The sequence below is a fragment of the Priestia sp. 179-F W1.4 NHS genome, assembly GCF_045369295.1.
In the GTDB taxonomy this organism is placed as follows: domain Bacteria; phylum Bacillota; class Bacilli; order Bacillales; family Bacillaceae_H; genus Priestia; species Priestia zanthoxyli.
On record NZ_JBIQFF010000004.1, the window covers coordinates 32,708 to 48,187 of the forward strand.

General features: G+C 38.0%; 12 protein-coding genes. 9 read left to right on the forward strand and 3 right to left on the reverse strand.

Going from position 1 to position 15,480, the window contains the following annotated elements:
- Positions 1-2: 2 nt before the first annotated feature.
- The 7 genes from walK to rlmH all read left to right on the forward strand — a co-directional run bounded on the left by walK (position 3) and on the right by rlmH (position 6,932).
- Positions 3-1,910: a cell wall metabolism sensor histidine kinase WalK gene (gene walK, locus ACH0CI_RS18765; RefSeq protein WP_033580358.1), complete on the forward strand. Its 1,908-nt coding sequence runs from the start codon at positions 3-5 to the stop codon at positions 1,908-1,910.
- Positions 1,901-3,268 (forward strand): YycH family regulatory protein, encoded by a 1,368-nt coding sequence (locus ACH0CI_RS18770; RefSeq protein WP_406902077.1) that lies wholly within the window; start codon positions 1,901-1,903, stop codon positions 3,266-3,268. Before walK ends, ACH0CI_RS18770 begins: the two co-directional genes overlap by 10 nt.
- Positions 3,255-4,034 carry a two-component system regulatory protein YycI gene (locus ACH0CI_RS18775; protein ID WP_406902078.1) on the forward strand — a complete coding sequence of 260 codons (780 nt, stop codon included), beginning with the start codon at positions 3,255-3,257 and terminating at the stop codon, positions 4,032-4,034. The genes ACH0CI_RS18770 and ACH0CI_RS18775 overlap by 14 nt, the downstream gene beginning before the upstream one ends.
- 18 nt (positions 4,035-4,052) lie before the next feature.
- A complete protein-coding gene (locus ACH0CI_RS18780) occupies positions 4,053-4,847 on the forward strand; it encodes an MBL fold metallo-hydrolase (RefSeq protein ID WP_013059903.1) in 795 nt (264 codons plus the stop codon).
- A 57-nt stretch (positions 4,848-4,904) separates the two neighbouring features.
- The gene (locus ACH0CI_RS18785) at positions 4,905-6,137 is read left to right on the forward strand and encodes a S1C family serine protease (RefSeq protein WP_034263968.1); all 1,233 of its coding nucleotides are present in this window, start codon (positions 4,905-4,907) and stop codon (positions 6,135-6,137) included.
- 73 nt (positions 6,138-6,210) lie between these two features.
- A complete protein-coding gene (locus ACH0CI_RS18790; RefSeq protein WP_013059901.1) occupies positions 6,211-6,369 on the forward strand; it encodes a CxxH/CxxC protein in 159 nt (52 codons plus the stop codon).
- An 83-nt stretch (positions 6,370-6,452) separates the two neighbouring features.
- The gene (gene rlmH, locus ACH0CI_RS18795; RefSeq protein ID WP_028411923.1) at positions 6,453-6,932 is read left to right on the forward strand and encodes a 23S rRNA (pseudouridine(1915)-N(3))-methyltransferase RlmH; all 480 of its coding nucleotides are present in this window, start codon (positions 6,453-6,455) and stop codon (positions 6,930-6,932) included.
- Positions 6,933-7,068: 136 nt separating this feature from the next.
- Here rlmH and ACH0CI_RS18800 read toward each other — a convergent pair whose 3' ends face one another.
- Entirely contained in the window at positions 7,069-8,067 is a 999-nt protein-coding gene (locus ACH0CI_RS18800) for a tRNA dihydrouridine synthase (RefSeq protein ID WP_014457691.1), read from the reverse strand.
- A 298-nt stretch (positions 8,068-8,365) separates the two neighbouring features.
- Here ACH0CI_RS18800 and ACH0CI_RS18805 point away from each other — a divergent pair, with 298 nt between their 5' ends.
- Positions 8,366-11,170: a DEAD/DEAH box helicase gene (locus ACH0CI_RS18805; RefSeq protein ID WP_406902079.1), complete on the forward strand. Its 2,805-nt coding sequence runs from the start codon at positions 8,366-8,368 to the stop codon at positions 11,168-11,170.
- 239 nt (positions 11,171-11,409) lie between these two features.
- On the opposite strand, the gene ACH0CI_RS18810 is transcribed toward ACH0CI_RS18805, so the two are convergent.
- A complete protein-coding gene (locus ACH0CI_RS18810; RefSeq protein ID WP_033580362.1) occupies positions 11,410-11,805 on the reverse strand; it encodes a (deoxy)nucleoside triphosphate pyrophosphohydrolase in 396 nt (131 codons plus the stop codon).
- A gap of 167 nt (positions 11,806-11,972) precedes the next feature.
- Entirely contained in the window at positions 11,973-13,871 is a 1,899-nt protein-coding gene (locus ACH0CI_RS18815; protein WP_406902080.1) for a PhoX family protein, read from the reverse strand.
- A 281-nt stretch (positions 13,872-14,152) separates the two neighbouring features.
- On the opposite strand from ACH0CI_RS18815, the gene ACH0CI_RS18820 reads away from it, so the two are divergent.
- Positions 14,153-15,352: a class I SAM-dependent rRNA methyltransferase gene (locus tag ACH0CI_RS18820; protein ID WP_406902081.1), complete on the forward strand. Its 1,200-nt coding sequence runs from the start codon at positions 14,153-14,155 to the stop codon at positions 15,350-15,352.
- Positions 15,353-15,480: the final 128 nt, after the last annotated feature.

Consider the following 15,480-nt stretch of genomic DNA (forward strand, 5'->3'; position numbering starts at 1 on the left):
AGATGAAGAAAGTAAGGCTCCTGCAATCTATTCATTTAAAGTTTGTATTGATTTATGTGCTGCTCATTTTAATTGCGATGCAAATTATTGGGGTCTATTTTGCACGACAATTAGAAAAAGAATTAGTTAACAACTTTCGAACGTCTCTTCAAGAGCGGACAGACTTGCTGACGTATAACATTGGACAAGAAATGGTGAAAAATCGTGATGATGATTCACCCACTCTTGAGGAAGACTTAAAGACTATTTTACGAGATTTTGCTTCAAGACCCAATTTAGCTTCAAATGATATGAATGACATTTCTGAAGTAAGAGTCATTGACCAAAATAGAAGAATCATTGCTACATCGAACTCAAATCCTCAACAGATCATAGGTAAAAAGACTAATGATTTAGCGATTACAAATGCGTTGTTAGCAGGAACGAACTCTGATAATGTATTTGTTGATCAAAGCGGGCAGCGAATCAGAGTTATGATACAGCCTATCCGTTTACAGGATAAAGTAGGTGCCAGTCAATCAAGTTCAACTAATAAAAATGGAAAAGTTCAGTCTAGCGAAGAAATCTTAGGCGCTATTTACTTAACAGCTTCCATGGAGCCTGTTTACGATCAAATGAGTAATATCAATCAGATCTTTAAGGCAGGTACGGTGATTGCTCTTTTTATCACAGCTATTTTAGGCGTGTTTTTAGCTCAGACCATTACTCGTCCAATGTCTGAAATGAGAAAACAAGCACTTGAGATGGCCAAAGGGAATTTTACGAGAAAAGCTAAGGTGTACGGATATGATGAAATTGGTCAGCTAGCTCTCACATTCAACAACTTAACAAGAAAGCTTCAAGAAGCACAGGCAACGACAGAAGGGGAGCGCCGTAAGCTTAGTTCGGTATTAGCTCATATGACGGACGGCGTTATTGCGACGGATCGAAAGGGAAGAGTAATTTTAATTAATGATCCAGCCGCAGCTATGCTAAATGTTTCACGTGAAACGGTTTTGTCTGATCCAGTTGTTTCCCTATTAGATCTTGAAGAAACGCATACGTTTGAAAGCTTGCTTGCCAATCAAGAGTCATTAATTTTGGACTTTAGTACAAAATCGGATCCCTTTATTTTACGAGCTACCATTTCCGCTATTCAAAAAGAGACCGGTTTTATCAACGGGATTATCATTGTCTTGCATGACATTACAGAGCAGGAGAAAATTGATCAAGATCGCCGAGAATTTGTAGCGAATGTTTCACATGAATTGCGTACGCCGTTAACAACGATGCGCAGTTATTTAGATGCGCTTGCAGACGGTGCTTGGCAAGATAAGGACTTAGCTCCAACATTTTTAAATGTAACGCAAACGGAGACAGAGCGAATGATTCGTCTCGTTAACGACTTGCTTCAATTATCTAAGCTAGATAGCCAAGACTACCGATTTAGTCGTGACCCAATCAATTTTGTAAAGTTTTATCATTACATCATTGATCGCTTTGAAATGACAATTGAACAAGGTATTTCGTTCGTGCGCGACTTGCCAAATGAAGCAATCTATGTCGCTATCGATCAAGATAAAATTACACAAGTATTAGATAACATTATTTCCAATGCAATAAAATATTCACCTGAAGGCGGAACCATTACATTTTCAATTGCTCAGCATACGCATGAAATTGTTGTGAGCATTAAAGACCAAGGTATGGGAATTCCAAAATCAAATTTAGCTAAAATTTTCGAACGCTTCTATCGTGTAGATAAAGCACGAACGCGTAAATTAGGCGGAACAGGATTAGGGCTTGCTATTGCCAAGGAAATTATTGAAGCACATGATGGACGCATTTGGGCAGATAGTCAGGAAGGAAAAGGAACAACGATTTACTTTACTCTTCCGATTGAAAGTGAGAATGATGACGAATGGGAATGAGATATGAACATATCAAAACGGCCATCTTAGTTGTTCTCGTCGCTTCCAGTTTAATTATGACGTATCATATATGGACGTATCAGCCTTCTTATAAGATCATTTCAAAAAATCAACATTTGCAGGAAGTTGAAGTGAGTTCAAAAAGTAAAATAGAAGATCATATTCTTCCAACAGAAGTTCTCTATCATCGAAACGATAATCACTACATGTCTCACGATGAAGATGATGTAAACAAATGGGTAAATGAAATGAAAAAGTGGAAATTCTCGAATGTGACGGACGTTTCGGATGCTATTTCACCTGATGGATTTTTAAATTATGTCCATGGAAGTAATTCTATTGAAGTGCTGTATCCAGACGCGCTACCTTTGAAAACATTTCAACAGCTTTTTTCATTTTCTCAAACGTCTTTGCCTAATCAAACATTTGACCGTGTACTCATTAAAATTAAGCGTACACCTTCCTTTTTCGTGAGCGTGTATCTTGTGAATTATGAGCAAAAAAAGATTTATTCGGTTACAGTCAAGAATTTGGCCAAAGATGATATCAAAGAATTAGAAGATAAAATGAAGCGTACGTATGCCCCGAGCCTTGTATATAAAGAAAACAAAAATCGGTATATCTTCCTTCCGGAAAATAATATTACGATGAATAGTGAAGTCTACTATACGAGCATGAGGCATTTAGATATTGAAAAATATAAAGAAGCGCTTTTTAACAACCCAGACTATGCACGGAAAGAAACGTCTACAAACCGAGATGTCTACACTGAAGGTACAAAAGTGATCAATGTCAATACGAAGACAGATGTGATGGAATATGTGAATCTTGTAAATTCCACGACCGAGGTAATGGAAGATTATAATTTAATAAATCGCAGCTTTAGCTTCGTTAATGACCACGGCGGCTGGACAGAATCTAATTACAGGTTCAACAGCTGGAATCGCATTACAAAAGAAATTAGCTATCGTTATTATAAAGATAACTATCCAGTGTACAGCAATCAGGGAATGACTGAAATATATCAGAGATGGGGAAATGCGGAGATTTTAAATTACCGTCGTCCTCTTTATCGTTTTGTAAGAGTACAGGACTCGAGTGTAGAAAAGCTGCAGTCATCTCAAAAGGTGATTCAATTAATTGAAAAACATCAAAACTTTGACCCGAATCTGTTAAAAGATATTTCAATAGGCTATCAGCTAGAAGAAGTGTCACAGCAGCCGAAAACCGGCGAAAAGACGGTTGAGTTTAATTCTAATTCTGTCAAACTCGTTCCTTCTTGGTTCTATTATTATAATAGCAAATGGTATCGAATTGCACCGCCGACCGAAGGAGGCGATAACGATGGATTGGAATAGAACAAAAACCATCTTTATTTTCACTTTCTTGATTCTTAATATTTACTTAGGCTATCAGATTTTTAAAACTCATCAAGAAGATCAGTACTCTCTATTTGTGGAGTCGAGCGTGGAAGAACAATTAACGAGTGAAGGCATTGAATATAAACATTTACCTGTAGATGTGAAAGAAGCTTCTTCGTTAAATGCTAAAAGTAAGCTGTTTAAAGAAGAAGACTTAAAAAAGCTGAAAGAGCAAAAAGCAGCGCTGCTTGAGGAAAAAACAATTCGAAGCGTATTGGACAAACCTTTTTCAGTGCCTGAGAAAAGTCCCGAAGCAAAGCTAAGTCAATTTTTGAAACGATATGTGCTCTCGGGTAAGGATTATGAGCTATGGAACGTTAATAAAGAGAAAAAAACAGTTACATTCTTTCAACAATATAAGAAGCACAAAATCTATGACAATGAAAATGGCATGATCATTGCTCATTTAAATGATAAAGGTGAAATTGTTTCATATGAACAAACGATGCTAGGTTCCGTGAAAACGTTGGATGATGAGCAGGATGTTTTGTCTCCTTTAAAAGCATTGGAAAATTTGTTTTTGAAGGATGAATTGAAAAAGAAAGATTCTGTAACAAACGTAGAGTTTGGATACTATACGTTTGATCTGCCGTTATTAAATTCTCAAGTTTTAGCACCAACTTGGCACATTGTTGTAAATGGAGATACAAGTTATTTTGTAAATGCCTTTGAAGGACAGATCATTAAAAAAGGAAATAAATAAGTATTTGGAGTGAGATAAATGAGCCTGCATTTCAGCGTGCTAGCGAGTGGGAGCACAGGAAATGCGATTTTAGTAAGTGATGGAGAACATTCCTTACTAGTTGATGCAGGGCTGAGCGGAAAGCAAATGGAAGCTCTCTTTCAACAAGTAAATCGCAATATCCCGGATTTATCAGGGATTTTAGTGACTCACGAACATAGTGACCATATTAAAGGACTAGGTGTTCTGGCACGTAAATATAAGCTCCCTATTTTCGCAAATGAAAAAACGTGGAACGCAATGGATGGCTTGATCGGCAATATTAATACGGAACAGAAGTTTCACTTTGAAATTGGCCAAACGAAATCGTTTGGTCAATTGGAAGTGGAGTCTTTTGGCGTTTCGCATGATGCCGCAGAGCCTATGTTTTATGTCTTTCATCAAGGGTCTAAAAAATTAACCCTTATTACGGATACCGGCTATGTAAGTGACCGCATGAAAGGTACGATTAAAAATAGCGATATGTACGTATTTGAAAGCAATCATGATGTTGAAATGCTGAGAATGGGGCGCTACCCTTGGAGCATTAAAAGACGAATTCTAAGCGACGTGGGACATGTATCGAATGAAGACGCGGCGCTTGCAATGGCAGATGTGATCGGAGATCAAACCAAACGCATTTACTTGGCGCATTTGAGTCAAGACAATAACATGAAGGAAATTGCCCGCATGTCGGTTGCACAAGTGTTACAACAAAAAGACATCAATGTAGAGGACAATATTCTTCTATGTGATACTGATCCAAAAAGACCAACTGATATTGTTTATGTATAGTCTCTAGAAAGGAAGCGAAAAATAACTTCATTTAGTACGTGAATGCAGACATTCACGATGATAAATGAAGGGTCCGGTGATAGTGTGGAACATTATGATGAAGGCCAAGAGCCGAATAGTCGGCCGCCTAAACGCCGCAGAGGATATTTCGCTTCTGCTCTGATTGGAGCTATTATAGGTGCACTTATTGTACTGCTTCTTATGCCAGCCTTGGTGAGGAACGGGATTTTGCCATACGGATGGATGAATGATGAAAACGGAGATGAACAAACAGGGTCTACGATACAAAAGTCAGTATCTCTTGACGTCACTACGGCCGTCACAAAAGCTGTTTCCGAAGCCAATGCAGCAGTTGTAGGAGTTGTAAACATTCAGAACTCTGAAAGCTTTTGGAATGATGAACGAACTGATGCCGGGACGGGCTCAGGTGTTATTTACAAAAAGCAAGGCAATAAAGCTTATATTGTGACAAACTATCATGTCATTAAAGGCGCTAACGAAATTGAAGTGAGCTTCAGTAACGGTACAAGGGTATCAGCTAAAATTCTTGGCAGCGATGATTTAATGGACTTAGCAGTTCTTGAAATTGATGCAGGTCACGTGACAAAAGTGGCTACCTTCGGAAATTCTGATAAGCTTAAAGCTGGTGAACCAGTGATTGCTATCGGAAACCCGCTAGGCCTTCAATTTTCTGGATCCGTTACACAAGGAGTTGTCTCAGGAGTTAACCGTGTCATTCCTCAAGATTTGAATGGCGATGGAAATCCTGATTGGCAATCAGAAGTCATTCAAACAGATGCCGCAATTAACCCTGGCAATAGCGGGGGTGCTCTTGTTAATATTGATGGTGAATTAATAGGCATTAATTCCATGAAAATTGCCCAAGAAGCAGTAGAAGGCATTGGTCTTGCAATACCAATTAACATGGCTAGGCCCATTATTAATGACTTAGAACGATATGGTGAAGTTAGACGTCCGTATCTTGGAGTTAGTACACTATCATTAAGTGAGGTATCAGGGTATCATTTAAAAGAAACCCTTAAGTTACCGCATGATGTAGTAAACGGAGTCGCTGTTCTAAAAGTCGAGCCAGGTTCGCCAGCCGCTAAAGCTGGGTTGAAGGAATATGATGTGATTGTTGAGCTAGATCACAGCAAAGTAAGAGATATTGCGACACTTCGCAAACACCTCTACATTGAAAAAGAAATTGGCGATAAAATGAATGTAACGTTCTATCGTGATGGCAAAAAGAAATCCACAGAAGTAAAATTAACGCGTCAAATGAAGTAAAAGAAAAGTTATCCACAGGGGATAAACTCCTGTGGTTTTTTAATGAAAAGAATAGAGAAAGGAAGATAAATACATGAAGATATATTGCTGTTTAGAACACACGGAACTAGCGCTGGATGTAATGGTAGATGAGATTGAGCTAGCACCTGTTTTTGAAAAAATAGAAAATTCAACTGACAAAAAAAGCTGCGAATATTGTGACAATGAAGCTGTATATGTAGTAGGGAACTAATATTCTTATACAAAATGTGGATATGACATGTGGATATGTGGATAATATCTGTGGATAAGGGATAAAGGAGAGGAGAATAGCCTGTGAATATCTCTATTATAACCATTGGGAAGTTAAAAGAAAAATACTTAAAACAAGGCATTGAAGAATATTTAAAGCGTTTATCAAGCTATGCAAAAGTAGAAATTATTGAGCTTGCAGATGAAAAAGCGCCCGAAAACTTAAGTGAATCTGAAATGGAACAGGTGAAACAAAAAGAAGGAGAGCGCATCTTAGCGAAAATCTCAGATGATACTCACGTGATCGCATTAGCTATCAACGGAAAACAAAAATCTTCCGAGGAACTGGCAAAAGAAATCGATTCATTAGCTACTTACGGAAAAAGTAAAGTAGCGTTTGTCATTGGCGGATCGCTTGGCTTAAGCAGCGAAGTAATGAAACGTTCAAACGCAGCTCTTTCTTTTTCAAAAATGACCTTTCCTCATCAGCTTATGCGCCTAGTATTAGTAGAACAGATTTACCGAGCTTTTCGTATTATTCGAAATGAACCTTATCATAAATAGAATGTGTGGATATTTTTTCATCAAAAGCTGAGGCAGAAGGAAATGTAGAACCTTCTGCCTCAGCTTTTATCATATGTGGATAAATAGCAAACGTCTATAAAATAGAACAATTGAGTTTAAGCAAACGAGCTCTTATTTAAGAAACAGAAAAACCTTCGTCTTCTTTCACTCCAGCTCTGTCTTTAAACTCATCAAGCAATGCACGCACTTCATCAGTCGTTTCCGTGCTCATGAGCAGATTTCTTAATTCACTTGCACCGCGGAATCCACGAACGTAAATTTTGAAAAAGCGTCGAAGCGGTTTGAAAGGGCGCGGCTCTAGTTCTTCAGAATATTTGTCATGAAGGTCTAGCTGCAGGCGAAGAAGTTCTAATAGCTCTTCGCTTGTGTGCTCTTTCTTTTCTTTTTCAAACGCAAACGGATTATGGAAAATTCCGCGTCCAATCATGATTCCATCAACGCCGTATTTCTCCGCAAGCTCAAGACCTTTCTGGCGGTCAGGAATATCACCGTTAATTGTTAGAAGCGTATGAGGCGCAATTTCGTCACGAAGCTTCTTGATCTCCGGGATTAACTCCCAGTGCGCGTCAACATCGCTCATTTCTTTTTTCGTACGAAGGTGAATGGAAAGGTTCACGATATCCTGTTCTAGAATGTGCTTCAGCCAGTCGTACCACTCATCAACTTGCGTATAGCCAAGACGAGTCTTTACGCTTACTGGAAGCCCTCCAGCTTTGGCTGCTTGGATAATCTCAGCCGCAGTATCTGGACGGCGAATCAAACCAGAACCTTTTCCGTTTCCTGCAACGTTCTGTACAGGGCAGCCCATGTTAATATCAATGCCGCGAAAGCCCATTTCGGCCATACCGATACTCATTTGACGGAAGTATTCAGGCTTGTCTCCCCAAATGTGCGCAACGATTGGCTGTTCATCATCTGTAAATGTCAAACGCCCTTTTACACTATCTTTTCCTTTCGGATGGCAGTAGCTTTCCGTATTCGTAAACTCTGTAAAAAATACGTCAGGTCGTGCTGCTTCAGTCACAACATGGCGAAAAACGACATCCGTCACAGCTTCCATCGGTGCCAAAATAAAAAACGGACGCGGCAACTCATGCCAAAAATTATCTTTCATCTTATATCTAAACCCTTTCTTTTAGGGAAAACATCTTCCCAAAATTAAAAAGTGTAATTTCTTTTATAAGGTTGAATGCTAGTATAAACTTCAACCAATATATACTTTAATGGTATGGGAGGAAAAGTGCAAGGGAACAAGACATTTTGTTTTGACGGAAAACCATACCATAAATAAAAAGTATTAAAAAGATCTCTAAGTCTAACTTTGACATTTTTTTAATTAACCAACCCTATTGATCCCTTCTTTCAGAACCTCTAAACTAAAACTAACAGTTTAATGGAAAAAGGTGGAGTCAATGAATAATCGGTTACTAGTCAATTCAAAAAACACCAGTCTCTTGCATGAGCTTGTAACGTCTTTAAAACAGTGTAAAAGCTTTTATTTTAGTGTGGCTTTTATTAATTTTAGCGGACTTCAGCTTCTTTTAGATCCTTTGAAGGAAGCGGCTAGTCGAGGCGTGGAAGGGCGTATTATTACATCAACTTATCTGAATTTTACAGAAGTGAAGGCATTAGAGAAAATTAAGAACTTTGATCATATTGACCTTAAAGTGTTTAGTGAAGTCGAAGAGAAGGGGTTTCATACGAAGGTTTATATTTTTGAGTATGAAAACGATTATAAAGTGATTATAGGTTCCGCGAATATAACGCAAAGCGCTTTAAAAAGCAATATTGAGTGGAATGTGGAAGTTGTGTCAAAGGGTGAGTCTCCTTTTGTTCAAGATGTACTAAAGGAATATGAGTATTTGTGGGAGATCAGTGATGATGCGACGAGCGAGTTTTTGACGGAGTACGAGAAATTTTTAGGTGCGTTAAAAGAAGCATCGTACAAGCCTCAGCAGGTATTCGAACGAAGTAACTATATTGTCCCGAATAAAATGCAGCAGCGAGCGATGGAAAACTTGAGACGCTTGCGTAGCTTTGGCGAAACAAAAGCGCTTGTAATTGCGGCTACGGGTACAGGGAAAACGTATATGTCAGCTTTTGACGTTCAGAAAGTTAAACCCAAAAGGCTGCTTTTTATTGTGCACAGAGAAGAGATTTTAAAAAAAGCAAAAGAAACATTTGAAATACTGTTTGTTAATGAATCGATGACTTTTGGTCTTTTGACAGGGAATTCAAAGGATAAAGAGGCAGATTACATATTTGCGACGATTCAAACACTAACGAAATATTACAGTGAATTCGATCGAGACCAATTTGATTATATTATTTATGATGAAGCCCATCACGCAACGAGCCCATCTTATCAAAGGATAATGGAGTATTTCACCCCAGTCTTTATGCTAGGAATGACAGCTACACCGGAGCGAAGTGACAGCATGAACGTATTTGATCTGTTTGATAATAATGTTGGAATTGAAGTGAGACTTCATGAAGCGTTGGAAGATCAATTGGTGGTGCCGTTTCATTACTTTGGTATCACAGATGTTGAAGGTGTAGATTTAAGCGATATAGATATTGATGATATTACAGAGGTTACCAAGCGTTTAAAAGTAAACGAGCGCGTTGATTTTATTATTGAAAAAATGGAGTTTTATGGTCATGATGGTCTAAAGGGTAAAGCGCTTGGATTCTGCGCAAGCGTTGAGCATGCAGAGTATATGGCAGAAGAGTTCAATAAGCGAGGCTATAAAAGTGAGGTTTTACATGGGAGTCACTCGATTCCTTATCGTCAAGCATATATTGAGCGTTTAGAAAACGAGGACGATGAACTAGAAGTTATTTTTTCTGTTGATATTTTTAATGAAGGTGTCGACATACCATCAGTAAATTCGGTGTTAATGCTTCGCCCAACGAACTCTCCTATTGTATTTATACAGCAGTTAGGTCGCGGCTTGCGTAAGCATGAGAGTAAATCATTTCTAACAGTGCTCGACTTTATAGGAAACCATAGCAAAGTCTTTTTAATTGCGCTCGCGCTAAACGGCAGCCGCTATTACGATAAAGAAAGCTTAAAAGTTGCCATCGCAACAGGGTTTCCAAGTATTCCAGGGGCAACGCATATTCAAATGGATGAGATTTCTCGCGATCGCATTTTAGCTCAAATTGATCATGAAAACTTTAATTCCATGAAATATTTGAAAGAAGAATACAATGAATTTAAAAAGCTAAACCAAGGAAGAATTCCTTATTATTTGTTGGATTATTTAACATTTGACGGAGCACCAGATCCAATCAAGTTTATTAATAAAGAAAAATCGTATCTCCAGTTTGTAGCGAAGACTGAAAAAGACGACCAGCTCAAATCACTTTTATTGCATAAAGACTTTGAAAGTGCGCTAAAAGAGCTATCTAGCAAGCTGCCAATCAAGAGAGTTTACGAGTTTGTTATTTTAAAATATTTATTAAATCACAATCACATTTCATTGTCCCAGGCGAAGCAAGAAGTTTTAAAATATGTAGATAACGTTGAAGAAGATTCAGTACAACACGCATTTGAAGTGTTAAATCAAGACTACTACGACAGCGGTCAACTTCGTTCAAAGCTCAAGCTAATTGAGTTTACTGGAGAAGAAGCGGTAAAAACAGAGCCCTTTACCAATGTGCTGGATAATACACAGTTTAAGCAGTTCATTAAGGACGCGATTGATTATGGAATTTTCCGCTATGAAAAAGAGTTTGGAAAAGAAGATTATGGAATTCCACATTTAAAACTGTATGAACAATATACCATGATGGACCCCGCATTGTTATCAAACTATCGTAAAACGCATAGCTCATTCCGTGGTTCTGGCTTGTTAGTAAATGAAACAGAGTTCTTTTTATTTATTGATCTTCATAAGGAAGAAGATATTAAAGAAAGTATTAACTATCAGGACAAGTTCATTGATAAGCGTACGTTCCACTGGCAAACACCAAACAGTACGGCACAGACGTCTGAGCGAGGAAAGAATATTATTTTTAATAAAGACAGAGGCATTCATCTACACTTATTTATACGAAAATACCGTGAAATTGACGGTAAGACCGAGCCGTTCATCTATATTGGAAAAGGAAACACGGTTGAGTATGATGGTGAAAAGCCAATCACAGTTATTTTAGAGCTTGAACACGAAGTGCCAAAGCTTTTGTATACGGAGTTTACTGAAAAAGTATGAAGGCGGGACAAAAATAGTGTAGTTGAAGTAAAAAACGAACCATTAATCAAACTGTTTGATTAGTAGTTCGTTTTTTTGTTACGGTGAACGTAGATCTTATCTGTTTCGTTCCTTCTAGAAGTTGATTGGAGGGCAAGGCGAAGCCTTGCACGGAAATCAACTGCGGTGTCACAAGCGATTCACCTCATGTATCCCATTTGTTCGTCGTTAGATGGAATTCATTTCGTTATGTCCCATCCTCATTTTTCTTTCACCAATAATTCAACTGCCGGAATATCTGCAGGAGCCCAAACAAGTGAAAGGAGATTTTCTTTGTTTAGCCAAAGTAGCTTTGCATGCTCGGTTGGTTGAGGGGTACCTTCTATGATTTCTGCTTTAATTGCAATAAGTTCAATAATAAATGTTTCGTATTCGTGTACGTGTTCATTATGTAAATCAATCGTTTTTACTTTACAATGTAGCTCTTCTTCAATTTCTCTAACTAAAGCAGAGTAAATATCTTCGCCTTCTTCTACTTTACCACCAGGAAATTCCCATAAGTTCGCTAGTGACATATTATTGGAGCGCAAGGCACAAAGTACTTCTTCTTTTTCATTTTCGATTACTGCGGCAACGACTTTTACTTTTTTCTTCATTAGTCATCCTCCTTAAGTAGCTTTTTACTTTATCATAACATAGGAGATTAGCGGGTTATATCCTAGATGATTTGTTCATAGATCATAGTGGAGTTATTCTATAATACATAAAATAAACATACTAAAACCACGTCTGTCACTCACAACAGACGTGGTTTCATTACGTATTAATGCTTTTTGTAAGGAGCGCCGTCCTTAGAAGGCAGTCCAGAAATGTATCCGACACCACCAGTTTCTTGAATGCCAATGCTTTCTTTCATTGCATTAGCTAACTCTTCTTTATCAACAGCGGTAATATTTTTGTCGCTGATGTCCTCGCCCGGGTGCTGATAGTTGCTTAGTACGTAGCGAGAGTTTTTAATGTTTTCTACTGCACGAAGTCCCGTTGCTTCTGCTCCCACTGGAACCGAAAGGATGCGTGATAGTTTTTTTGTTTTTACATTATAGGCCCATACAAAGTTGTTTGTGTGCAGTGAGCTGTCTTCTCCGATAAACAGTGTATTTAAGTCATTTGAATACGTAAGGTTATCAGGGTTGGCAATTTTATTTGGATCCGCTGTATTGCCGTATGCATCTGCTTTTTCTAGGTCTTGTCCAATCAGTAGCCCTTCCATACTTGCAGGAACGTAGCGGCTGTTAATCTTGCCTTTTGCTTGGTCTTTTTGATGCGAGCCTAAGTTCAGCTGGTAGGTCACACCAGACTCTAATTTTGGAAGCTGAATATCATCTTGTACAGCACCAGGCTCTTTTAGTATGGCACTATTTTGGTAAGAAATAGCCATATACGCTTTTTTGTCTTTTTTATTAACCGTTAGTCCTTCCATCTTGTTGAATTCAGACGTGGCACCTAGAATCGCACCGTATCTGCGTGATTCTAAAAAGGCAGCTGCTTTTTCCATGCCAGGCTTTACTTTTAAATATTCAACTTTTTTACTTGCGGCGGTTTTGACTGCTTTAAATCCTTTTGTAGGCTGGTCGGCTGTTTCAAAAATATCACTGAATTTTGTGCCTTTGTCGATTATTGTTTTCACTTCATTGTCTGTTGCATGGCCAAGCTTAATCCACTGAAGGTCGCCTTTCCCTCCATTTTTTGTGCTCGTTTGTTTAAACTTTGCGGCATAAAGAGTTCCTGCTGAGAAGTCTTTTTCCTTATCTGCTACATACATAAACATCATGGTATTAGACCCATCGTCTCCAAAAAGAGCGGTTTTATTATCTGGAAGTACCTGCATCATTTCATGTGAAAAACGGCCTGTGCTGTAATGTTTTACGACAGACGCATCGCCGCTTTCATCCACTGAAATTTCTGGAATCCAGCCGTAGTAGTAAGGGTTTGCTTTTGACGTGTCACCGAAATAAAGCTTAGCGAAGTTCGTAACGTCTTTATAAGAGCTAGATGCAGGGTCTTCAAAAGCGCGTGCATCAGGCTCGTATTCTTCTGAACCGAGGTGAGTACCCCAATCCGTTGTAGAGCCATTACACGGCGTCCACAAACCATTTACATTAGAAAAATCAATTTTTTTAGCATGGTTGACGGTTAGTTTTCCTGTTTTATCATCTCGGTCAACTTGTGTAAGCGTCATTGAAGCTGGGAGACCTGATACTTTATTTCCGGCATTATCAACTGAGTCATATTCATAGTGTGACACAATGTAAGATTTCCCGTTAATCGTGATAAAGCTGTTTGAATCCGGCGCATCTGATACATATGGTGATGGCTGATCAGGAACGCTTCGGTCAATAATTGGATCTCCGTTTACGTCAATTGGTGTACCTGCAGCAATTAACTCGCCTTTATTGTCGACAATTTTATCTTTTGAAAGAAAGAGTTGATTATAGTTAAGAGGAGTTTGTTCCACACTTCCATCTTTATACGTTACTTTTACAGATGCATCTGTATATGTTTTAACCATATTTTCAATCGTAGTAGGTGCTTTCATTGGCTGAAATTCGACGCTTTTGATTTGTTTTGGATGTTGAACTGGATGATGCTCTGCTGCAAAAGCAGAAGCGGCGCTAGAAGCTAAGAGAGTGAGAGATAGTCCAAGAGATACTCGTTTTTTCATGGTTGATAACCTCCAAATCATATTCATACACCTATTAAATCATTGGATTGTTGAGGAAATATAAAGAGAAGTGTTGTATTTGTTGAGTCATTGTTAAAAATATTGAACATTTATGTAAAAAGATCATCCACATATGAAATCGAGGATGCTTTATGGCACATGCTGCTTTTCTATTTTCTAACTGGAAACATCAACGATTATCTATGTTAAGATAAATGTAGATTATTCTCGTAAAATGGATAAAACTAGAATGAACTAAATTAAATAGATAGGGTGTACACATGAGAAAAGAAGTACAAGTTATAGCTAAAGAAGCTTTTATTAAAAAAGTGAACAAAGGTTATCCACTCATTGAAAAAGATGCGCTTGTTGATGGTCATAAACTGCAAGAAGAAGGCGTTATTATTAACTTAGTCACTCCAAAGAATCAATTCTTAGCCAAAGGCTATTATGGAAAACAAAACAAAGGCTACGGATGGATTCTGACGAAGAAGAAAAGTGAACAAATTGACGCGGCGTTTTTTGTACGAAAAATTCAGCGAGCTATTACCTCTCGTCACGATTTTTATGCGTCTGAAGATACAACTGCTTTTCGTGTATTTAATAGTGAAGGTGACGGAATTGGCGGCTTAATCATTGATTATTATGACGGATATTACGTCACGAGCTGGTATAGTGAAGGAATTTATCAATTTAAAGAATACGTTATTGAAGCTTTAAAATCTGCGCCTAACTTTAAAGGGCTGTACCAGAAAAAACGTTTCAACGTAAAAGGGCAGTATATTGAAGAAGATGATTTTGTCACAGGAAATAAAGGTGAATTCCCTTTAATTGTAAGAGAAAATGATATTCGTTTTGCCGTTTATTTAAATGACGGAGCGATGGTTGGGGTCTTTTTAGATCAGCGAGACGTCCGTAAAACGATTCGAGATAAATATGCAAAAGGAAAGACCGTTCTAAACATGTTTTCGTATACAGGCGCATTTTCAGTGGCGGCCGCTCTTGGAGGAGCTGCGAAAACAACAAGTGTCGACTTGGCCAATCGCAGCTTGGCAAAAACAATTGAGCAATTTAGTGTAAATGGAATTGATCACGAAGCACAGGACATTATTGTGGAAGATGTTTTTAAGTATTTTAAATATGCGGTTAAGAAGAATATGACGTTCGATCTTGTGGTGCTAGATCCGCCGAGCTTTGCTAAATCGAAAAAGCATACGTTCAGCGCGGCAAAAGACTACAAAGATTTATTAAAAGAAGCCATTGATCTTACAAAGCCAAATGGTGTCATTGTAGCTTCGACGAATGCAAGTAATTTTGATATGAAAAGATTTCATTCGTTTATTGAAAAAGCTTTTAATGAAAAAGGGGAACGTTACAAAATGATGGAGCAGTTCTCTCTTCCAGCTGATTTTAAAACAATAAAAGAATTTAAGTCAGGTGATTATCTCAAAGTTGTGTTTATTCAAAAAGTAAATCGTTAAATGCAAGGCTGCATGATGAACTCATGCAGCTTATTTATTCTGATGAAATAACGCTTACAAGCTATTTCGAAGGGAATAAAATGAAGGTGAAAGATAAAAATTGTCAATATGTATGATAAAATAATAAA